Source organism: Candidatus Enterovibrio altilux (genome assembly GCF_002381345.1).
Lineage (GTDB): Bacteria > Pseudomonadota > Gammaproteobacteria > Enterobacterales > Vibrionaceae > Enterovibrio > Enterovibrio altilux.
This window is the reverse complement of sequence record NZ_CP020660.1, coordinates 110,469-133,724: the sequence shown is the minus strand read 5'-3', so window position 1 is coordinate 133,724 and position 23,256 is coordinate 110,469. Positions and strand designations below refer to the sequence as shown.

At 37.4% G+C, this 23,256-nt stretch carries 9 protein-coding genes and 10 pseudogenes; 8 read left to right on the top strand and 11 right to left on the bottom strand.

Annotation, left to right across the window (positions count from 1 at the left end; translation table 11 throughout):
* Positions 1-211: 211 nt before the first annotated feature.
* Positions 212-1,079 (bottom strand): annotated as a pseudogene (locus BTN50_RS00550) (IS5 family transposase).
* A 452-nt stretch (positions 1,080-1,531) separates the two neighbouring features.
* A complete protein-coding gene (locus tag BTN50_RS00545) occupies positions 1,532-3,268 on the bottom strand; it encodes a proline--tRNA ligase (RefSeq protein ID WP_096618641.1) in 1,737 nt (578 codons plus the stop codon).
* A gap of 657 nt (positions 3,269-3,925) precedes the next feature.
* Here BTN50_RS00545 and BTN50_RS00540 point away from each other — a divergent pair.
* A pseudogene (locus BTN50_RS00540) lies at positions 3,926-4,795 on the top strand (IS5 family transposase).
* Between the two features lie 267 nt (positions 4,796-5,062).
* On the opposite strand, the gene tilS reads toward BTN50_RS00540, so the two are convergent.
* The gene (tilS, locus tag BTN50_RS00535; protein WP_096618640.1) at positions 5,063-6,424 is read right to left on the bottom strand and encodes a tRNA lysidine(34) synthetase TilS; all 1,362 of its coding nucleotides are present in this window, start codon (positions 6,422-6,424) and stop codon (positions 5,063-5,065) included.
* Between the two features lie 241 nt (positions 6,425-6,665).
* Here tilS and BTN50_RS00530 point away from each other — a divergent pair.
* A pseudogene (locus BTN50_RS00530) lies at positions 6,666-7,524 on the top strand (IS5 family transposase).
* A 163-nt stretch (positions 7,525-7,687) separates the two neighbouring features.
* Here BTN50_RS00530 and BTN50_RS11875 read toward each other — a convergent pair.
* Both BTN50_RS11875 and BTN50_RS00525 read right to left on the bottom strand, forming a co-directional pair.
* Positions 7,688-7,855 (bottom strand): annotated as a pseudogene (locus BTN50_RS11875) (IS5/IS1182 family transposase); the annotation flags it as partial.
* Between the two features lie 284 nt (positions 7,856-8,139).
* Complete coding sequence (locus BTN50_RS00525; RefSeq protein ID WP_096618639.1) at positions 8,140-9,054, bottom strand: ABC transporter ATP-binding protein; 915 nt, start codon at positions 9,052-9,054, stop codon at positions 8,140-8,142.
* A 351-nt stretch (positions 9,055-9,405) separates the two neighbouring features.
* Between BTN50_RS00525 and BTN50_RS10610 the strand changes: the two are divergent.
* Both BTN50_RS10610 and BTN50_RS09830 read left to right on the top strand, forming a co-directional pair.
* Positions 9,406-10,039: pseudogene (locus tag BTN50_RS10610) on the top strand (IS5 family transposase); the annotation flags it as partial.
* Positions 9,969-10,118: a hypothetical protein gene (locus tag BTN50_RS09830; protein ID WP_161492871.1), complete on the top strand. Its 150-nt coding sequence runs from the start codon at positions 9,969-9,971 to the stop codon at positions 10,116-10,118. The pseudogene BTN50_RS10610 and the gene BTN50_RS09830, both read left to right, overlap by 71 nt.
* Before the next feature lie 86 nt (positions 10,119-10,204).
* Here BTN50_RS09830 and pyrD read toward each other — a convergent pair whose 3' ends face one another.
* On the bottom strand, positions 10,205-11,215 hold the full coding sequence (gene pyrD, locus BTN50_RS00515; protein WP_096618637.1) for a quinone-dependent dihydroorotate dehydrogenase: 1,011 nt from the start codon (positions 11,213-11,215) through the stop codon (positions 10,205-10,207).
* Between the two features lie 45 nt (positions 11,216-11,260).
* Positions 11,261-16,078, bottom strand: a complete 4,818-nt coding sequence (locus BTN50_RS00510) for an NAD-glutamate dehydrogenase (protein WP_096618636.1) — start codon at positions 16,076-16,078, stop codon at positions 11,261-11,263.
* Positions 16,079-16,362: 284 nt separating this feature from the next.
* Between BTN50_RS00510 and BTN50_RS00505 the strand changes: the two are divergent.
* Positions 16,363-16,761 (top strand): annotated as a pseudogene (locus tag BTN50_RS00505) (transposase); the annotation flags it as partial.
* Between the two features lie 56 nt (positions 16,762-16,817).
* Here BTN50_RS00505 and BTN50_RS09180 read toward each other — a convergent pair.
* From BTN50_RS09180 to BTN50_RS00490, 3 genes and pseudogenes are all read right to left on the bottom strand, one after another.
* Positions 16,818-17,458 (bottom strand): annotated as a pseudogene (locus BTN50_RS09180) (transposase).
* Between the two features lie 119 nt (positions 17,459-17,577).
* A complete protein-coding gene (locus BTN50_RS00495) occupies positions 17,578-18,333 on the bottom strand; it encodes a DNA repair protein (RefSeq protein ID WP_096619501.1) in 756 nt (251 codons plus the stop codon).
* An 83-nt stretch (positions 18,334-18,416) separates the two neighbouring features.
* Positions 18,417-18,779 (bottom strand): annotated as a pseudogene (locus tag BTN50_RS00490) (transposase); the annotation flags it as partial.
* Positions 18,780-19,321: 542 nt separating this feature from the next.
* On the opposite strand from BTN50_RS00490, the gene BTN50_RS00485 reads away from it, so the two are divergent.
* Positions 19,322-20,818: an aldehyde dehydrogenase gene (locus BTN50_RS00485; protein ID WP_096618632.1), complete on the top strand. Its 1,497-nt coding sequence runs from the start codon at positions 19,322-19,324 to the stop codon at positions 20,816-20,818.
* Between the two features lie 755 nt (positions 20,819-21,573).
* Positions 21,574-21,870 (top strand): DUF406 family protein, encoded by a 297-nt coding sequence (locus BTN50_RS00480; protein ID WP_096618631.1) that lies wholly within the window; start codon positions 21,574-21,576, stop codon positions 21,868-21,870.
* A 139-nt stretch (positions 21,871-22,009) separates the two neighbouring features.
* Here the strand turns inward: BTN50_RS00480 and BTN50_RS00475 are convergent.
* Positions 22,010-22,888 (bottom strand): annotated as a pseudogene (locus BTN50_RS00475) (transposase).
* Between the two features lie 81 nt (positions 22,889-22,969).
* On the opposite strand from BTN50_RS00475, the pseudogene BTN50_RS10600 reads away from it, so the two are divergent.
* Positions 22,970-23,141: pseudogene (locus BTN50_RS10600) on the top strand (IS5/IS1182 family transposase); the annotation flags it as partial.
* Positions 23,142-23,256 lie beyond the last annotated feature (115 nt).

Here is a 23,256-nt window from a genome sequence, read left to right as displayed (position 1 = left end):
TTACTATGCGTTAAACAGCAAAGTTCACTTAAATATTCAGGTTTATGGGCAAGCTTCATTACAGAGTAACCAACTGGAAATAGTATAATCAAGTTTTACCCAATTGTGACTCACTGACATTTATAATTAATTAAAAAATCCGTCCTCTACTCTATGGAAGGCTTTGTTTCCTAATTTGAGGGCGGCTCGTAAATCTCAACATCATTCATTATTAAATTTTCGCTTGCGTTTTCGGCATACCAACCCTATCAACTTATTGAACGCTTTTATTATGGCGCAGATCTCGTCAATTTGAGGATTATAATCCCTTAGGATCAATGTCCCTTTTAGTCGTTCTTTGAATCGGAATATTGCCGTCTTTAATAGAAAACGTTTAAAATAATTATACCTCATTTTACAATGCTAATTTGAACCGTATAACTTCTGACAACTGATCGCGACATTACGCGAGTGCTCTCGCTCCCCAAGAGTTGCTCCTTCTCTTCGTGGGATGAGTGAAACCGCTCGTTTAATGCGAATAGTTTCGTGACATTGCCTGGTATCGTATACACTATCAGTTGATATTTAATTGATTTTTTGACAAGGTCTGCTTAAGCTTAAGTAAGTTAAGTAGGACTGCTACCATCAGTCATATTTAATGTACTTAACTCAGCAGCAACAATTTCATGCGCATTTATATCTACCACTTAATGTAACTTGTGCCAGATTCGCTGTTTTCCATCAGTGCTATGCTTCTTTACTTTCCATTCTCCTGCACTGTAGACTTTGAGCTCCTTAGAATCAATTGGATAGTGCGTTTATTTTTCGTCTTGAACGGTGGCGGCAACCGTTTGGGTTCGCTTTCTAATATATGACTAGTGGTGGCATGGCAACGGTGATTTAGCAAACCTAAAAATAGAATTAATACATTTTTGCATACTTCTTAATGGCATTGAGAATATGCGGTTAACCATGCGAACCGTAATAATGACTGAGTTGCTAAATAAACAACGTCTTCCCCACTAATTACCCTATTTAACTTGGCGCCATCGCTAAATGGCTTCTTCATAACTCCAAAATCTTAGTGAACCACTATTAATTAAAGTTTGATTATATCGCTTTTATTAATTTTTTGTAGCGAAGCTTGTTCGTAGACCTGAATATTTAAGTTAATCTAACTGTTTAGAGTGTTGATTAAAAATTTAGTTCTCGATTTAGAAAATAAAGCCGATTACCATAAATGCTCCCTAGCATAGACAACAATGGTTCGAGTCAAAAACTACTGGGGGTAAACATTGAACCTAAAGGATCACACTGTTAAGATTAGCGAAACCTACGCCATAATGAAAGCGTTATATAAGCTAACAGGACTAGATGCACCTAACACGAAAGAGATTATTTAATAGTTCATCATGTTGGGATGTGTGTGCTTTCTGAACTCGAATTAAAAGACAAAGGAGGCCACGCCAGCAACCATCACACGAGTTTTATCATGCTGCATTTTGAGTTTTTATTATCGGTAGATAAATTTTCATAGTTTATAGCATGATGTTTAATCATTAATAAATTCATCACCTCCACTGACTAAGCGTATATACTGCACTATATTTTTAATTTCTATTGGTAGTTTTTCACTGTCACGACGATGTTTATATTCAAAGACTCCGTTGTTCATACTGCGCTCACCGATGATAATAGTATGAGGGATACCTACAAGTTCCATATCAGAAAACATGACGCCTGGACGTTCTTTGCGATCGTCAAACAAAACTTCAATTCCAGCCGCAGTTAAATCAGTGTACAATTTATTTGCAACTTCACATATGAGAGCCGACTTATGCATATTCATAGGAACAATAGCAACAGAAAATGGTGCTATGGCATCTGGCCAGATAATACCATTATCGTCATGATTTTGTTCAACTGCTGCCGCAATTATACGAGAAACACCGATACCATAACAACCCATTTCTAGCGTAGTGTTTTTACCGTTAGGACCGAGGACAACAGCATTCATTCTTTCCGAGTAGTTTGTCCCCAACTGGAAAATATGACCTACTTCGATACCACGTTGAAATTGCAACGTACCTTTGCCACATGGGCTTAGGTCACCTTCAATAACACTTCGGATATCAGCAACTTCACCTAATTCAACGTCGCGCTCCCAGTTAATACCAAAGTAGTGTTTGTCCTCAATATTCGCTCCGCCACTAAAATCGCTCATTACAGCAACACTACGGTCTGCAATAAAAGTGAAAGATAAATTCACTGGACCCAAAGAACCTGAACTTACGCCGACAGCGGCATAAATTTCTTCTTCTGTAGCAAACTCAAGTGGATTAGCAATCTGAGGTAATTTCTCTGCTTTAGTTTTATTTAAATGATGGTCGCCACGGATCAAAAGCGCAATCAAATCACCATCAAATTCCTCTGAAGCTTTAACGAACAGCGTTTTGATAGTTTTTTCAATTGGCAAGTTAAATTGTTCAACCAACTCAGAAATAGTTTTTATATTTAATGTATCAACTAGTGTCATTTTTTGAGTCGCTACTGCACGATTACCTTTAGGTGCTAAAGCCTCAGCCATCTCAACGTTTGCGGCATAATTTGAATCAGAGGAAAATGCAATTACGTCTTCACCGCTGTTTGCCAATACATGAAATTCGTGAGAAGCAGAACCACCAATAGCACCAGTGTCAGCAAGAACAGAGCGATAGTCCAAACCAATACGCTCAAATACAGAGCAATACGCAACGTACATTGCTTGATAAGATGCCTCTAAGCCTGCTTTATCGAGATCAAAGCTGTATGCGTCCATCATCGAAAATTCACGTGCGCGCATTACGCCAAATCGTGGTCGCATTTCGTCCCGAAATTTAGTTTGAATTTGATATAAATTCAGGGGGAGTTGTTTGTAAGAGTTCACTTCGTTACGAACTAGACTGGTTACTACTTCTTCTGCTGTTGGGCTTAGGACAAACGGACGCGCATGGCGGTCAGTAAAGCGTAAAAGCTCAGGCCCCATTTTTTTAAAACGCCCAGTTTCTTCCCAAAGTTCAAAGGGCTGAACCACTGGCATTAAAATTTCAATAGCACCAGCATTATTAATTTCTTCACGAATAATTTTTTTTACTTTATGAAGAACGCGCAGACCACTTGGCATCCAAGTGTAAAGGCCAGAGGCTAATTTGCGGATCATGCCACCACGCAACATTAACTGGTGGCTAATTATTTCTGCGTCATTTGGAATTTCCTTCAAAGTACAGAGAAGGTATTGACTGGTACGCATTTAAGCTATCCGTTTATCTAGGTTATAATGTAGAAGATATAAGCTGCTATGTTACCAGTGACGGCACTAATCACAAAAGACTTCAATAGCTATCACTCAAATTACAGGCTTATTAATTATAAATTTCATGAATATGTATTCAATGGATTGATGATAATTCATAAGATAATGCCAACTTTAATAGGTATACTAACCACTTGGTCGGACATTTTCGCTACTTTTAATATCAAATTATTTTCAAATTAAATTGTTTCAAACAAGTACGAATGGTTCAATTCTTCCGCTCAATGCGTTAGAGCTCTGTTTTTTTTAATTCAAGTTTAGATAGCAAATTTCCACATAATTCACTATGGGACGAATAGCTTTGGTGCTAGACATATCTAGTTTTGTCAACTTATTTAATGCTTTTACCATGCCATCGGTTTCACTAACCTGAATTGTGTGCTTCTTTAAGTTCTATGCCTCTACAAGTAGTTTTTTGACTCAAACCATTACTATCTTTGATAGGAAACGTTTATAGTAATCAGTTGCATCTACTAAACAAGAAAACTAAATTTTCAACCAATACTTTAAACGATTAGGCTCACTTAAATATTCAAGTCTATGAACAATCTTCATTACAAAACAACTAGCTGGAAGCAGTATAATTAAGTTTTAATTAATAGTTGCTCACTAAGATTCTGGATTGATGAAAAAACTATTCAGCTATGGAATCAAATTACGCAGAGTAATCATAGGAGACCTCGTTTATTTAGCCACTTAGTCATTACACTATGGTTATTATGATTAAATGCGTATTCTCAATGTCATTAAAAAATTTTGCAAAAATAAATTAATTCTGTTTTTAAACTTGCTTAATTGCGATTGTCATGCCCTCACTGTTCATGCATTACAAGGAAGCCCAAATAATTAGCGTCACGTTCAAGGTGAAAAATAAAGAACACATTCAGCGCTTAGCTATTGATTTTACGGGGCTCAAAGTCTACGGTAAAGGAGAATGGAAAGTAAAAAGGCATGGTACTGATGGGTACCGGTGAGTCTGACGCAAACTACATTTAGCGGTAGATATAAATACACATGAAATAATTGCTGCTAAGTTGAGCGCATCAAATGTAACTGACGATAACATGCTACCTAACTTACTCAAACAAACCTGCCGAAAAATCAATAAAATATTAGCCGATGGCACTTACTATACTAGACAATGTTACAAAACTATTCGTATTAAACGAGCGGTTCCACTCATCCCACCAAGAACAAGAACAACTTTATGTAAACGATATCATCCACGCAATGTAGTTGTCAGTTGCCAGAAGTTATACGGTTCAAATCGGTGTTGAAAAACTAGATATGGTTACCATATACATTCCCTATCAAGGACAGCAATGTTTTAAATCAAAAAAATTACTCGTAGGGACATTGAGTTTAAGGGAGAACAATGCTCAGATTAGTGAAATTTACGCCATAATAAAAGCATTACATAAGCTGACCAGGCTAAGTATGCCTAAAACAATAGTGATAGTCTAATAGTGAATTATGCTGAGATTTACCATCTGTACTCGAATTAAAAAACCAAGCTATTTTGATCTGCTAAATCGCACAGGTAACCTTGAATAAAGTTAGCGTCACAGCATACAACACAGAGAATTATTTTGACCTTACTGGTTCTCACATTCCTATCGACAAGTAGAGGAGCAGCAGTTATTAATGTCACTAACCATCAGGTGAAAACTATTTCATTCTGGTCCGGTTTATTGTTATCCAGTACACACTAACCTTTGGAAATAATTATGATCAACGCACTCTGTACTTGTTTTTGTGCCAGACTAAGTCATAGGTTTTGCCTTCAAATCCTTTACACACGAAAAGATCAGCCACTGCAGCCAAGTGATTGCCATAGTAAATCAATGGTGTCCGTCTTCTCAACCAACTTGGCACCCCGTACTCCTGATACAGTTTTTTCAACTTTCGCTTTTTCTGACGCTCTGAGGGGTGGAGAGTCAACCCTTTAGGATTAAATCCTACTGATATAGTTTCACCTTTCGCAGGTTCTCTCAATGATAAACTATAATACACATTTAATTCAATATTACTGCAACATTTAGCTTTTGTGTTACGCACTAAACATAGTTCACCAGCACCATCAGGTAAGCGCATTACTGTGCCAATAGTCATTACCTCTTTCCACATCAATATATCATTAAATACAGGCACTAAATAGAGACGCTGTTGAAAACGTCTAACTTGCCATTCACCTAACTGTAACTTGGGATTAGCATCATATGATGCGGTAATTACTGACGCAAATAGTTCTTGTAATTGAGCCTGGGATGCAGATAATCCAGATACTTTTTTTAACCACCGTCTTACTAATGCTGATTGCATTCTATTCGAGTAAGTAGCCAACGCTGTCAATGACAGAATCCCGAGTCCAATGTTCACTTTTTTACTATGCTCAGCAAGTAGTTCTTCAAGTAATGCTTCTTGTTCTGCGCACAACTTCGCAGTTCTATTGACTGCTTTAATTAAACCTGGCCAACGCTCTTTTGCTGCCGGTAACCAAGATTGACGAATAAAATTACGATCAAAGCGACAGTTTAAATTACTTTTATCCTCAACCCAATGCAGTCCTTTCGAATTTGCATATAATTCAATTTCTGCTCTCGTTACTGACAAAAGCGGCCTGAGCAGGTTTGCATGCCCTAATAGGCGGAGTAATGGCATTGCAGCTAACCCAGCTGGTCCACTGCCTCTTTTCAATGCTAATAAAAAGGTTTCTACCTGATCATCAGCATGTTGCCCTGTAATAATTAATTCACCTACATCAACATTATCAGCAAGTGCACGGTACCTTGCTTCTCTCGCTGATTTTTCAATATTCTTTCCGTGTTGAGCCACTTGCACTCTGAGTCCTTGAAAACAAAATCCAGCGTCGTGCACCCACACTTCACATTGCTTCATCCAATAATCTGCGTCGTCGCTCAATCCATGGTGAATATGAATCACTAAATATCGGTGTTGTGGATGAGCATCTCGATATATAGACAACAGGTCCAGAAGTACTCTAGAGTCGACGCCGCCACTAAAAGCCAAGACGATTTGGCGAGAATGCGACGTGTAGGCATCAAGAACATTTTCAAAGTATGAGAACAGCATATGTGCCTTACAGAAAAAATAATTTTTATAATTATAACCATGAGACAAAGAAAAGAACCATGCAGGTCCTTCCTTTTTAGATGCATAATTAGCATAATTATTACTGAATGACTTTATTGTTTAAATAAGAGAACTAAATTTTTAATCAACACTCTAAAAAACTAAGCTCACTTAAATATTCAGGTCTATGCATAATCTTCGCTACAAAACAACCAACTGAAAACAGTATAATCAAGTTTTAATCAATTGTGACTTGCTAACATTCTGGAATGATGAAGAAGCTATTCCGCTATGAAATCAAGCCAAGCCGGATAATCATGGAAAACCTCATGTATTTAATGGCCTAATCATTACGATGGACCTCATGGTTAAATGCAGATTTTCCATGCCATTAAGAGGTCTGTAAGGATTCATTAATTCTATTTTTTAAACTTACAAACTGCCATTATCATGCCCTCACTATTCGCGCATTAGCAAGCGATCCAAAACGGTTAACATCACGTTTAAGACTAAAAGTAAAAGAAGCATATAACACTTAACCATTGATTCTCTGAGGTTCAAAACCTACGGTGAAGGAAAATGGAAAGTAAAAAAGTATGATACTGATGAAAAACAGTAAGTTAGACGCAAGTTGTATTTAGCGATAAATATAAATACACATGAAATCATTGTTGCTGAGTTAAGCGCATCAAATGTGATTGAAGGTGAAGGGTTACCTAACTTACTCAAACAAACCCGCCGAAAAATCAATGAAATATCAGCCGATGGTGTTGATGACACAAAACAATGTTACGAAATTATTCGTATTAAGCGATAGATTCTACTCATACCGCAAAAAAGGGCAATTTTTTGAAAACGGAGTCATCCGCATAATTTAACGCTCAGTTAACAGAAGTTATACGATCCCAATTAGCATTGAAAAAACGAGGTATGGTTACCATCAATATTTTCTATCAAAGACAGCAATGTTGCGAGCCAAAAAACTACTAAGAGGAACATTGCACTTAAGAGAGCATAATTCTCAAATTAGCAAAATTTACACCATGATAAAATCCTTAAATAAGCTGACCAAACTAGGTATGCCTAAAACAATTGTTTGATCGTTAATCATGTTGAAATTTGTCATATAAACTCGAATTAAAAAACAAAGCCTTACGTTTTAAGTACACTTAGCCCCATTGGCTTATGTATTGCTTTTATTATGATGAAAATTTCGCTAGTTTGGGCATTTTAATCCTTTAGACTCAATGTTTCTCCTACTGTTTTTTTTGACTCGAAATATTGCCTTGTGTCGTACGCACGATGGCATGATACTTCATCAATTCTGCGGCGGATCTGTTTAAGCAAGCTAGATAGCACTTCACCGTTAGTCACATTTGATACATTAAGCCCAGCAGCGATTATTTCATGCATATTTACATCGACCGCTAAAAATGGCTAAGTCGCTAAATAAACGACGTTTCCCTCTATTACTAGCTGCATTTAATTCCATAGCTACATGACGTCTATGTCAATCCAAAATATTAGTGAGCTATGAATAATTAAAGTTTGATTATACTGTTCCCAAGTGTTTATTTTACAGCAAAATTTGTCCATAAACCTAAGTATGTAAGCAAACTTAGCTGTTTAAAGCATAGATTAGTAATTCAGTTCCATAATTTAAGAAACAAAGCCTATATTTAACTTTTAATTTTTTTTCATTCATACTTGTGTCTTCACAGCACACTATTTCGTACCAAAGCTATAAATAACTCTTCAAGCCTATTTGTTTTATTACGCATCGAAAGAACTTGAATTTTTTGTTCCGTCAATTGCGAAAAAACTGTGTTAAGGCCAATGGATTTATGAATTTCCACTTCTAAAGTATTGTCACTAATTTGCTGCCATTTCACATTATTCAGCGTTACAACTTGGCTGTGAGGAGCCACGTCTAACAAGAACGTTTCAATATTTATCTTTTTTAAAAGCAACGTTATAGATGTGTCTTCAATTAATTCTCCTCGATTAATAATCCCAATGTTTCGGCATAGTGTTTCCGCCTCTTCAAGATAATGCGTTGTTAAAATAATAGTGATGCCGCTTTCATTCATATCTTTTAAAAAAGTCCACATTGAACGGCGTAATTCAATATCAACACCTGCTGTAGGTTCATCAAGAATCAGTAACTTTGGCTCATGCATCAATGCTCTTGCTAACATGAGACGACGTTTCATGCCACCAGACAGCGTTTTCGATGGCTCATTTCGTTTCTCCCATAAATCGAGCAAAGAAAGATATTTTTTTGCTCGCACTCTTGCGGTGTCACGATCTACACCATAATATCCGGCTTGATTCAATAAAATTTGTTGCACTTTTTCATATTGATTGAAGTTAAATTCTTGCGGCACTAAACCTAGTTGCTTCTTTGCTTCAACAAGATCAATGTCAATATCGTATCCAAAAATTTTTACATTTCCCGATGTTTTGTTCACCAAAGAGCTAATGATACCTATGAGGGTAGATTTACCCGCCCCATTAGGACCTAGCAATGCGTAGAAATCACCTTGCTTTACAGTCAAAGATACTTCTTTCAGCGCTTTTATACTTGTGTCATATACTTTAACCAAATTATCTATTGCGATTGCTTTCATAAATTTTTAAATATGTCTATGACATCACCTCAGTGAGCACTTTCACAGCTTTGTTTTTTAATTAGAGTGCAGATAACAAATTTCAATATGATCCACTATTAAACTTTTGCTTGTATTTTCAGCACACTTACTAACCATGTCAGCTTATTTGACGCTTTTATCATGGCATCGGTTTCACTAGCCTGGTTATGTGATTCCTTCGGCAAAACATCCCTCCCAGTAATTTTTGACTCGAACCATTGCTGTCTCTGCTAGGAAAGATTTATGGTAACCGGCTTTATTTTTTAAATAAGAAAACTAAATTTTTAATCAATACTCTAAACGGTTAGGCTCACTTAAATATTCAGGTCTATGAAGAATCTTCACTACAAAATAACTAACTGGAAGCTGCATAATCAATCTTTAATCAATTATGGCTAACTAACATTTTGGATTAATGGAAAAGCTATGCAGCTATGGCATCAAACGGAGCAAGATAATCATGGGAGACCTCGTTTATTTAGAGATTTAGCCATGATAGCGTCTTTCATGGTTAAATGTATATTTGAAATGACATTGAGAGATCTGTAAGCATTCATTAATTTTATTTTCACACCTGCTCAACTACAGTTATCATACCCTCATTATTCATGCATTAGCAAATGAGCCAAAACCGTTAATGTCGTGTGTAAGCCGAAGATTTTCAAACTTATTCAACACTTAGCCATTGATTCTACAGGGATCAAAGTCTACGGTGCAGCTAGACGGCAAGTAAAAAAGCATGGCACTGATGGAAAACGTCGAGTATGGTACAAGTTACATTGAGCGGTAGATGTAAAGACGCATGAAATCATTGCTGCTCAGTTAAGTGCGTCAAGTGTGACTAACGGTGAAGTAAGGCCTAACTTGCTCAACCAGTACCGTTAAAAAAATCAATGGAATATCAGCCGATAATGTTTCCGACACAAGACAATGTTACGAAACAATACGTATTGAACGAGCTGTTTCGTAACATTGTCTTGTGTTCAAGCATTAATACTTTTGCGGAGGTATCAAAAGACTACTTAACACACATGTCTGATTGAATATGTGTTTTTTCCGAAATTTAATTAAATTGAAACAAAAAATGGTAACCCTAATTTTCCTTCTTGCTAATTACTTAACTTTTGGGTTAAATATTGTTAACAATACTCTTAACCAGTTTTGGACCATGGTAGATAAAACCAGAGCAAACTTGAATAAGCACAGCACCAGCCATTATTTTTTCTTTTGCAGCTATAACTGAATCAATGCCACCCACTCCTATTATTGGCAACTTACCATTCAATTCTTGATACAAACGACGAATCACTTCAGTGCTTCGGTTTTGAACAGGACGCCCACTTAAACCACCCTGCTCTTGAGCGTACGGCATACCTTTTACCAATGACCTATCCAAGGTTGTGTTAGTAGCAATAACACCATCAATGTTATGACGAATCAAAGCATCAGCAACCTGAATCAATTCGTCTTCTATCATATCTGGCGCGATCTTTAATGCAAGCGGTACATATTTACCACTATCTTGAGCCAATTCATTTTGCCGCACTTTCAGTGAATGCAATAAATCATCCAGTGCTTCACCATATTGCATTGCACGAAGACCTGACGTATTTGGCGAAGATATATTAATCGCAATATAATCTGCAGTATTATAGACTTTCTCCATGCAAATTAAATAGTCATTTTTACCATTTGCTAGTAATGTATCTTTATTTTTACCGATATTGATCCCGACAATACCTTCGTATTTTGTCTTCTTTACATTTGCAACCAGTGCATCAACACCTGCATTATTGAACCCCATGCGATTGATAATACCTTCAGCTGGAAGTACACGGAAAAGACGTGGTTTATCATTGCCTGATTGAGGACGTGGTGTAACCGTTCCTACTTCTACAAAACCAAACCCCATTACGCGAAATGCGTCAATGCACTCCCCGTTTTTGTCTAAGCCTGCCGCAAGGCCTACTGGATTTTTAAAATGCAATCCCATGACTTGAACAGGACGCAGCGGAAGGTCTTGACGATAAAAAACATCTAACAGAGTGTCAGTGAAACGAGAAAGATTTTTAATGATCAGATCATGAGCATGCTCTGGGTCAAGCTTAAAAATGGCCGCTCTGGCAAAGCGATACATCATATAACCTCCGAAACACGGAAACTGTATTATTTACACATTCAATTTTTAATTCAAATTTAAAAGCGTAAGTTCCCGCAATGCAACAGAAAATTTAGCAAATTCATGCGCTGAACCGACTTTAAATTCGGCAACAATACTTTCCCAACGACCTAAACTTACGGCGTGTTTTATCATCCAAGTTTCCAAACCGATTTCAGCAGATTCGCCTTTATTCATATCAGCTAAAATTCGTGCTGTCAGTAAACGTTGTTGCCAACCTAAATCTTCTCTAAATGAAGCTCGAGCTAATGCTTGCCAATGATTTTCCACTGGTTGATTAGTTATTTGTTTCAAAAACCAATGCAAAGACATAGTGTCGCCCAGAACAAAGTACAAACGCGCCACCACATCAAATGGCTGATTCACTTGATCAGAGACTTGTGCCAAATCCAAACCAGCAAACAAACTAGTTAGACATGAGACTTTATTTGCAATTTTTTTTGGCACACCACTTTGCATATAACCGGCTGCTTGTTGTTCGTGCTCTTTAACTTCTGATGAAACTAAATATTTTTCAAGGTGATCTGATAAATTCTTGATTGCAGGTTTATAGAACGCCAATTGCTCTTGAATCCCTTGGCCTCGCGCGCGATTCCGCAATATCCACCGCGTAGCACGACGCAACATACGACGACATCTGAACAAAATAGTATATTGCACATCAGTGATAATTTGATTGTCTAATGTACGAATATCTTCAAATAGTACATTAAAATTAAATATATTATGCGCTACGGCATATGCTAACGCAATTTCTCCAACACTTGCACCAGTTTCATCTTGCATCCTAGATACAAAATTAAACCCCATGCAGTTAGACATTTGATTTGCCAAACTCGTCGCAATGATTTCAGTTCGTAGTGGATGGTACTCCATTGCATCTCGATAGTGACATTGTAACTCACTAGGAAAATAAACTTGCAATAAAGCGCCGAAATAAGGATCTTGAGTGATTTCGTCTATGACGAACTGCTTTTTCAATATCATTTTACCATAAGCAACTAGCACTGCTATTTCTGGCCGAGTTAATCCCTTACCATGAAGATGACGTTCTGTTAGCGCTTCATCATCTGGTAAGTATTCAAGCCCGCGATCCAGATTCCAGTTTTTTTCAAGATAATGAATAAAATGGATCTGCTCTTTCAATAATGCCACCTGCTGAGTTTCCATTACAGAGATAGATTCACTCTGACAGTATGCATTAGCAAGCACGATATCAGAAACTTCATCTTCCATTCGTACAAGCAATTCGTTACGTTGCTTGTACGTCAAATCTCCTGCTGCAACCAATCCATTAAGCAAGATCTTGATGTTGACTTCATTATCTGAGCAATTTACACCCGCAACATTATCGATAAAGTCTGTATTTACACGTCCGCCATTCATGGCGTACTCAAATCGCGCTAACTGAGTCATCCCCAGATTACCTCCTTCACCTACAATCTTAGCGCCTAACTCGTTACCATTAAGGCGTACAGCATCGTTCGCTCGATCTCCTACATCAGTATGTGTTTCGGATTCAGCTTTAACATAAGTACCAATACCACCATTCCACAAAAGATCAACATTGGCTTTTAGAATTTGCTTTATCAGTTCGTTGGGCGTCATGGTGTTCTTATGCACACCCAGCATTTTTTGAATTTCAGGAGACAATTTTATCGCTTTGGACTGACGAGAAAATATATTTCCCCCTTTTGAAATAAGTTTCTTGTTGTAATCTTCCCAGCTTGAACGCGGGAGTTTGAAAAGTCGATCACGCTCAACCCATGATTTTGCTGAATTTGGGGTTGGATCAATAAATATATGCATATGGTTGAAAGCTGCCTGAAGACGAATGTGCTTTGAAAGCAGCATTCCGTTTCCAAATACATCACCAGCCATATCACCAATCGCAACACAGGTAAAATCAGCTTTTTGACAATCAATATCTATTTCGCGGAAATGACGTTTCACTGATTCCCATGCACCTTTTGCAGTAATTCCCATGGTTTTATGGTCATAGCCATTGGAACCACCAGATGCAAAAGCATCTCCCAACCAGAAGTTGTATTCTTCAGATACGGAGTTTGCTAAATCAGAAAAAGTTGTCGTACCTTTATCCGCAGCAACAACTAAATAGGCATCATCCTCATCATGACAAACTGTATATATAGGTGATGTTAAAGTGCCTTCAATAATATTGTCTGATATGTCCAACAAACCACGAATAAAGGTACGGTAGCAACGCTGCCCTTCAGCGAAAATTTCGTCACGACCGATTAGAGAATGTTGCTTCTTACAAACGAATCCTCCTTTTGCTCCTACGGGTACGATGACTGTGTTCTTAACTTGCTGCGCTTTCATTAAACCTAACACTTCTGTTCGAAAATCTTCCTGACGATCAGACCAACGAAGACCACCACGAGCAACTTTTCCGCCACGAAGGTGCACACCTTCAATATCTGGCGAGTAAACAAAGATTTCAAAGGCAGGAACAGGTTTTGGAATTTCTGGAATCTTCGATGGTTCCACTTTAAATGATAAATAGTCCTTTAACTCACCAGTTTTTTTGTCTTGTTGATAATAATTGGTGCGCAGTGTTGCAAGAATTATTTCCATGTAGCGACGAATAATACGATCGTCGTCCAAGCTTTCAACTTGGTCCAATTTTTTTTCAATTAACTTGATGATCTTGTCTTGTGCTTTCTCACAGTATGACTGTGGATCAAAGCGCTTGTTAAATAACTTTACTAATAACTGTGCCAAATCAGCGTGTGAAGATAGCGTTTCTTCAATATACGATTGGCTAAATGGGAAAGCCACTTGGCGCATGTAACGTGAGTAACTTCGAAGAATCGTAACTTCACGACCAGATAAACCAGCATTCAAAACTAATCGATTAAAACCATCGCTTTCTAAGCGCCCTTCGCAAATTGCAGCAAACGCATTTTGAAACTTATCGCGTACTTCCGAAAGATCCAAACCATTATTTGCGCTATGCAACATTGAAAAATCCAAAATCCAAAAAATATTTCCCGTTGTAGTCTCCACTTTATACGGTGCCTCACCAATCACGCGTAAACCTAAATTTTCGAGCATAGGCATCACATCGGACAGGTGTATAGCCTCCCCCCTTTGGAATAATTTAAGTCGCACAGCTCGCGAAGTAGAAGGTTCTTCTTGTGGACGATAAAACAACATGTCGAGTTGCTTGCTGTCACTCAAACTATTAAGACATTCAATATCAGCAACCGCAGAACTCGGTAACATTACTTCTTGATAAGAGCGAGGGAATGCTCGAAAAAAACGTTTAGCAACAAGTGAACCATTGTTTTCTCCAAAGTTAGCAAGAATGGTCTCTTCTAGACGATCATGCCATGTTGCTGCTGCTTCTCTCAGATTATCTTCAATTTTTTTCACATCAATATCGAAGTTATTGTTATCAACACGTACAATGTAATGAGTTCTTGCCAGCAGACTTTCAGAAAAAAATGTTGTAAATTCTACGTCTTCTTTTGAGCCAAAGTATTGCTTCAAAATACGCTGTGTAGCACGTCGAAGCTCTGTATTGTAACGCTCACGTGCAACATACACCATACAGGAAAAAAAACGCCCTAATTGGTCACGACGAATAAAAATTCGTAGCATATCCCTGTCTTGTACTTGCACAATACCCATTCCGATAGCGAGCATTTCAGCTTCGGTTGCTTGAAACAACTCATCCCGCGGAAAATTTTTGATGATATTCGACAGTGCTTTCCAAGAATGTGAACCTCGGTAATAGCCACTCATCTCTAGTACCCGCTGAACTTTATTTCGCAATACTGGAATGCTATTCGTTGGCTGGTTATACGTAGACGAGGTATAAAGACCATGAAATCTATGTTCGCCAACTACATTCCCCTTGCTATCGAAACACTTAATACCGATATAATCGACATATCTAGGGCGATGAACACGCGATTTACTGTTACCTTTATTAATAATCAACAATTCTTTACGAAGCGCTGTTGCTCTCGCAGACTCTGGGATTTCAGATAACTTAATACCGAGTCTCAGCAAGTGAAATTTTTTAGCTAACCCTAGTCCAGCTTGATCAGACGATTTTAATATGTGGTCACCTTCGATCGCCAACAAGTCATAGTATTTATAACTCATAAAGGTGAAATTATGTGCACTAACCCATTTTAGGAATTCAATCGCCTGTTCTTGACGCTCTTTATCAACAGGTGGCTGTCTCTTTTTTAGATCTACAATAAGCTCTTCCATTTTATCATGCATGGGTTGCCAATCGTTCACAACAAGTGCCACATCCGTGAGCGTTTCAATTAGGTCTTTTTCGAGTGCTGCCATTTCTTTTTTACTTGTTATCTTATCAATTTCAATATGGAACACAGTTTGGCGTTCGCCCTTTTCATTACCAATTTGAGTAACGTTGCCCTTCGTGTTTTTTACAACACTCTGTGGATCATGGACCATTAAGTGGGTAGTAACCTCAAAACGATTTAGTGCCATACGTACTGAGTCAACCAAGAATGACGCATCTGGTGTAAGAATTTCAACAATAGTATGGGTAGATTGCCAACCATCACAGCTGAGCGTGGGATTAAACACTTTCGCAAATATTTTAGATTGATCAAAAGTATTTAAATGGTGCCAAAGACTGATAACAGCACCGTATAGATCAGATTCATTCCTTTCTTGTAAATCATGATCAGATATGGATCCCAGGATTCTTTTAGCCAAAGTCTCTACAAGTGGTTGTTGTTTTTTGTCCAGTTTTTCGTCAATTAGATGATAAACTTTTTCAAGCAACACCGGCACAATAGGATCATAAGTGGTCATAATTTATTCCATTTATTGATTATGTAATCTCTATGAGTATATACTAGTAGTGATTGCAGGCATTTGATTTCTGAATGATTTAAAATCATATTATATGTCGGAAAGCATTAAAAAATTTTGATTTCTTAAACATCCAAGACGCTACTATAGATCGGCTTTTTTCCTAAATCAGGGAACTAAATTATCAATTTACGCTTTAAACAGCTAGGTTAACTGAAACATTCAGGTCTATGAGCAAGCTTCGCTATAAACAAACGAACTGGCAGAAGCATAATGAAGCTTGAATTAATGTGGCTAGCTAATCTTCTGAATTGATGAAAAAGCCATTCGGCTATGTAATAAAACTACGCAGGGTAATCATAGGAGACCTCATTTATCTAGTAAATTAGCTATTACGACAGCTCTTCTGATTAAACGCATGTTTTCAATGCGATTGAGAGGTCTACAAGGATTAATTACTTCTGTTTTCAAATTAACTCAACTACCGTTGTTATGCCCTCACTATCCATGCATTAGCAAGCACACCCAAACGGTTAACGTCACGTTCAAAACAAAAAATAAAGGAACTATCTAGCGCTTAGCTATTGATTCCACGTGGCTAAAAATTTGCGGCAAAGATGAAATGGAAAGTAAAAAAGCATGAGACTGACGGTAAACATCAAGTATGGCATAACTTATATTTAACGTGGCTTTCTTTCCTAATTCGAATGCAAGTAGCAAATCCCAACATGATTTACGATTAAACAATTACTTTTATTTTAGACATACCTAACCCAGTCAGCTCATGCAATACTTTTACCATGGCGGTCACTGATAGGAAATATTTATGGTAACTAACCGATAAATTACGCGGATAACCTCGTTTTCAAAAGTTACTCCTTTTCTTTGTAAGATAAGTGGAATCGCTCGTTTAATACGAACAGGAACGTAAGCACTATCGGCTAGTACTTCATTGATTTTTTGGCCGGTCTGTTTGAACAAGTTCGATAGCACTTGACCGTAGACTTTGATCCCCGTAGAACTAATGGCTCAGTGCGGGATGATTCCTTTAGTCTTCATTTTGAACCTGACATTAGCCGTTTTGGCTCGCTTGCTAATGCATGAATAGTGAAGGGATGACAACGATAGTTGAGCAAATTTGAAAATATAATTAATGAATACTTGTAAACCTCTCAATAACATTGAAAATACGCGTTTAACTATGAAAATTATTGCAATGATCAAGTCTCTAAATAAACGCGGCTTCTCATGATTGCTCTACTCAGTTTAATTCGATCACTGAATGGCTTTTGCAAAAATTCAAAATATTAATGAACCATAATGATTTAAAGCGTGATTACACTGATTCCCGTTGGTTGTTATGTAGCGAACTTTATCCATAGATCTGAATATTTAAGTGAACTGAGCTGTTTAGAACGAAAATACCTAGTAAGTTCCAGATGCAAAATCCATCATCTTCAAATTAATTGAACGTAAATTGTTAAAGAAAGTGCATGGTATTACCATTTTTTCTTTGGCGCAAACAATTCGTCGAGCTCTTTGTTGTCAGTTGCTCTTGATTTTGCTGACTCGTGACCCTTGTTCAGTGCTTGGTTAACTTCATCAAGCATCTCGTTGAGCGACTCTTTTGCGGATTGACAATATGCATTATTTTTAGAGCTGACTACCTCAATAGCCTTTTTAATAAGCTGCTGAGCAGTGCCCAGCTGGCCTTTTATCCTTGCATCATTAACACGCTTCAATACATTCTCTATGTTTATTTTTACTTGCATTTGTTCAAGACGCAAATTTTCAGCCACAAATAATTGTGTTAGCATTCGACCTTTGGTGTGTTCTGCTTTAATTACGGCACGAAGACGTTTAACTAGCTTTAACATTGAAATCGCTTCACGGTCACTATCGGATACGCGAAATGAAGTTGAATCTTGGTTTTGGTAAGCATGCTGAATCTGCTTAATCTGACCTTGAACATCCACTATACGTTGTTCAAGTGAACGATCTGATCTGTCAATATCATGCATTGTTTTTAATGCATCAAGAATTTTGTTATTAAGACAAACAAGCAAAGAACCGCTAAATGGTAAATTATGCGCATTACCTATTAGCTCCTCAGTGGTATCAATAACCGCAATATATTTAGCCATTTCCTGACGCTTTGATGACTCCAGACGCTGTCTATACTGAGCCATAATATTGTAACCGACAATTAGCCCAAACAAAAGGACGCACAAGACAGCAATTAAGGAGATATTCATAAGCACGCGTCAATAATCCCTATAAAAACTAATACTACATAAGATACACGATCTACTAGTATAATCATAGTTTGTTAATGCTAACTGCCATGGTTGTTTACTTCCCATGCGTCCTTCTCGTAGATTTCTAACCCCATAAAATCAATGACTAAGTGCTAAACGATTCCTTGAATTTTCATCTTGGACGCAACATTAACTATTTTGGCACGCTTGGTAATGCATGAATAGTGAGGAAATAACAACGGCAGTTGAGTCAGTTTGAAAATAGAATTAATCAATCCTTGGAGACCTCTCGATGGCATTGATAACACACGTTTAACCAGGAGGTCTGTTGTAATGACTAAGTCACTAAATAAACGTTGTTTTCCATGATTACACTGCTTGGTTTGATTGCATAACTGAGTGGTCTCTTCATCAATCCATAATATTAGTGAACTACGATTGATTAAAGCTTAATTATACTGCTTCCAGTTAATTCTTTTGTAGCAAAGTTTGCTCATAGACCTAAGTATTCAAATGATCCTAGCCATTGAGAACATAGATTAATAATTTAGTTCTCTGATTTAGGAAATAAAGACATGGTTCAAGTTAAAAAAATATTCGGAGGGATCTTGAGTCGAAGGGAGTACCATGCCCAGATTGGCGCTACCTATACCATGATAAAAGCGTTAAATAAGCTAATTGATTAGGTATACCTAAAACTAAAGCGCGCGTCTAATCGCGAATTATGTTGAAATTTGTTATCTGAACTAGGATTAGGAAACAAAGTCTCCACCATACTCAATGCCGTACTTTTGAACTGTAATTAGGTGCTAACAAAACAGTAGTTAGCATACATGATAGCCACAATAACTACTCCACAAAAAGTAAGTATATGAAACTAATGGCAATCGATTGAACACATACCTAATAACTTATTTGTAAAACATTTTTACATGGTGCATAGTGAGTAAAAATTTAGTTTATCATAAGTAATACAGAGATAAATATGAATTCATTAGTGTCACGCAGTGATTGGGAATCTTACGCAAAAAAACTTAACATTCGTGGACAGGCTTTTATTGACGGTGAATACATTAATGCCGCATCTAATAATACTTTTGCTTGCATCAGCCCTATAGATGGAAGATTGCTCGCTAATGTAGCCAGTTGTGATCTCGCAGACGCAAACCATGCTGTTTTAAGTGCACGCACCGTATTTAATAGTGGTGTATGGTCACAATTAGCCCCTGCTGAACGAAAAAAAATCATAATTTTATTTGCGGAATTGATCAAAAAAAATGGCAATGAATTAGCACTTCTTGAAACCCTAGATATGGGTAAACCTATTCGTTATTCAAAAGAAGTGGATGTCAATAGCTCCGCTCGTGCCATTCAATGGTCAGGTGAGGCTGTCGATAAAATTTATGATGAATTAGCCCCGACGCCGCACAATGAAATCGGCATGATTACCCGCGAGCCTATTGGTGTTATAGCAGCAATTGTACCATGGAATTTTCCCATGCTGATGGCATGTTGGAAACTCGGCCCCGCGCTGGCTTCAGGGAACTCAGTGATCTTGAAACCATCAGAAAAATCGCCTCTTTCGGCTATCCGTTTAGCGCAATTGGCGATGGACGCAGGTATACCAAAAGGTGTGTTAAATGTACTCCCAGGTTTTGGCCACACAGTAGGCAAAGCACTCGCTTTGCACATGGATATAGATACGCTAGTCTTTACCGGCTCGACACGTATTGCCAAGCAATTAATGATTGATGCAGGTAAATCTAACATGAAGCGCGTATGGGTTGAAGCCGGCGGAAAGAGTCCTAATATTGTTTTTGCTGATGCTCCTAATCTTGATGATGCTGCTGACTCAGCAGCATCTGCTATTGCCTTTAACCAAGGAGAAGTATGCACAGCAGGCTCTCGTCTTCTCGTGGAAGCATCAATTAAAAATGCATTCATTGAAAAAGTAGTTACTGCGTTAAAAGGCTGGCAACCAGGGCACCCGCTTGATCCAGATACGCAGGTTGGCGCCATAATAGACCAACAACAATTTGATACAGTGTTGGAATATATCAAAAAAGGTACTGCCTCAGGTGCAAATATTGTATGCGGTGGCTCGCAGGTAATGGAACAATCAGGCGGTTTATTTATTGAGCCGACAGTCTTCGATAATGTAGACAACACCATGAGCATTGCACGCGAAGAAATCTTCGGGCCTGTGCTATCCGTGATTACTTTCGATACCATCGAAGAAGCTATCGCTATTGCGAACGATACAAACTATGGCCTTGCCTCTGCGGTCTGGACCTCTAACATAAGCAAAGCGCATAAAACAGCAAAAGCGTTAAAAACTGGAATGGTATGGATAAACCACTATAATGGTGGTGACATGACATGCCCATTCGGTGGTTACAAACAGTCAGGAAACGGACGAGATAAATCTCTGCATGCATTTGAAAAATACACTGAATTCAAAGCTACGTGGATTAGATTATAAGGGTTTTATTTCCTTGAGCATTCAGGTCAATGGACAAGCGGCGCCGCAAAATAACCAGCTAGAAGCAATACAACAACAATTTAATTAATTATTGCTTACTAACGTTTTAGATTGGTGTAGAAGCCATTCAGTTATGAAATTAAACCGAGCTGAATAATCGGATAAAGAACTCATTTATTTAATAATTTAGCTATTCTCCTCCTTATAAGCTTTCATCCTCCGTAGAATCAATGCAAAGTACTGGATAGTTCCGTTAGTTTTCGTCTTGAACGCAATGTTGGCCTTTGTAACTTGCTTTCTCATACATAAATAATACACGAATGACAACAACAGTTGAGCAAGCTTAAAACAGAGTTAATGAATCCCCCGTAAACCTCTCAATGGCATTAAAAATATTTATTTGACTATGAGACCCATTGTGATAGCTATTTTGCTAGATAAACGAGGTCCCCCCCATTATCTGGCTCAATTTAATTCCTTCATTTAGGAAACAAAGCTGTATCAGTTTGGCTATAAAACGGAGGAGGACAAATGCATCAGTAAAAACATTACATGTCTAAATTGATCTTACGAACCATTTTAGCTTTAAAACTTTTTATTTGTAGCATGACACATGCAATAACCTGGGTAGATGTTATACAATAGCGACTTCCATCCCAACAAAAAAATTCACAGCTATGAATGTTTGATTTAGTAATATTACGAAAATTTTAATGGATAATAACTATTATTATCCCTCATCAAGAGAGCACACAATGAACCACAAAGAATATCAAGTATGTGATGCATGCGGGGTTGCCGTTGAAATAGGTTATGTTATTAGTGAAGGAGATGATGTTGCTGACGTTGAAATATTTGCTTCAAACAAAACGGCTGCTATTGCTAAGTTTCACGATTATTTAGCTCTAGCAAAGCAAGTAAATGCTTATGTCATTCATGACTTTGATGAAGCAACCGATTTTGCGTTCAATCGGCTACAAGTGAAACTAAAATTTGAATGCAGTGCAGAAAAATTAATTTTTGAACTACGTAGCCGTGTTTTCACTAGATAATTCTTACACTGCCTAATCACTAAAGTTAATAGGCATAAATAAAAAAAGTTATTACAATCAATAACTTTTTTTATTTGGCCTTGTTTCGACTTAGTTTCCTAATCCGGGTTCAGATAATCAATTTTAATATGATTAACAATTAAACAATCACTGTTGTTTTAGGAATACCTAGCCCGGTAAGTTCATTTAACGCTTTGAGCATGGCGTAGGTTTCCTTAATCTGAGCATCATGCTCCCTTAGGTTCAATGTTCCTCTAAAAAATTTTTTAACTCGAACGATGATCGCCTCTGTTAAAAAATGTTTATGACTATCATATTTCGTTTTTGAATGCTGATTTGAGCCGCATGACTTCTGGTAACTAACCGCTAAATTACACGGATGGCTTCGTTTTTAAAAAATTGTTCCTTTTTTTGGTAAAATGACTGAAACTCCCCATTTAATACGAATGATTTCGTAACATTATCTAGGGTCGTAAACTCCCTCATCTTATGTTTCATTTATTCTGCGGCGGATCTGTTTGAGCAAGTAAAGTAGCATTTAACCGTCAGCCACATTTGATGCACTTAAGTCAACAGCAATAATTTCATGCATATTTATATCTATCGCTAAATGTAGCTTGTGCCAGACTCAAGATTTACCGTCAGAGCCATGCTTTTTTACTTTCTATTCACCTTCACCATAAACTTTGAACCTTCATATGGAACACAAGTTAACTATTTTGGCCCGCTTGTTAATGCATCAATAGTAAGGGCATGATAACGGCATCTGTACAAATTTAAAAACAGCATTAATTAATTCTTAAAGACCTCTCAATGGAATTGAAAATACGCGTTTAACTATGAAAGCCATCGTAATGGGTAAGTCGCTAAGTAAACGAGGTCTCCCATGATTATCCTGCTTAGTTTGATTCCATAGCTGAATAATTTCTTCATCCATTCAGAATGTCAGTGAGCTACTATTTATTAGAACTTGATCATACTGCTTCCAGTTAGTTATTTTGTAGCGAAGCTTATTCATAAACCTGAATATTTAAGTGAGCCTCACTGTTTAGAGTGTTGATTGAAAATTTAGTTCCCTTATTTAGGAAATAAAGCCGATCACCATAAACGTTCCATAGCAAAAAAAGCAATGGGTCGAGTTAAAAAAGCTACTGGGAAGGACATTGAGCCTAAGAAATCACATAGCTCAGATTAGTGAAACCGACGCCATGGTAAAAGCATTACGTAAGATGACAGGACGAAGTCTGTCTAACACGAAAGCGATTGTCTAATAGTCAAATCATGTTGAAATTTACTGTCTAAACTAGAATAATGTTAGTAGTTTCACCCCCTTAGTCAACACTAAATAGTAACGTAAAGAGTTATGCTCTGTTTTTAATTAATTTA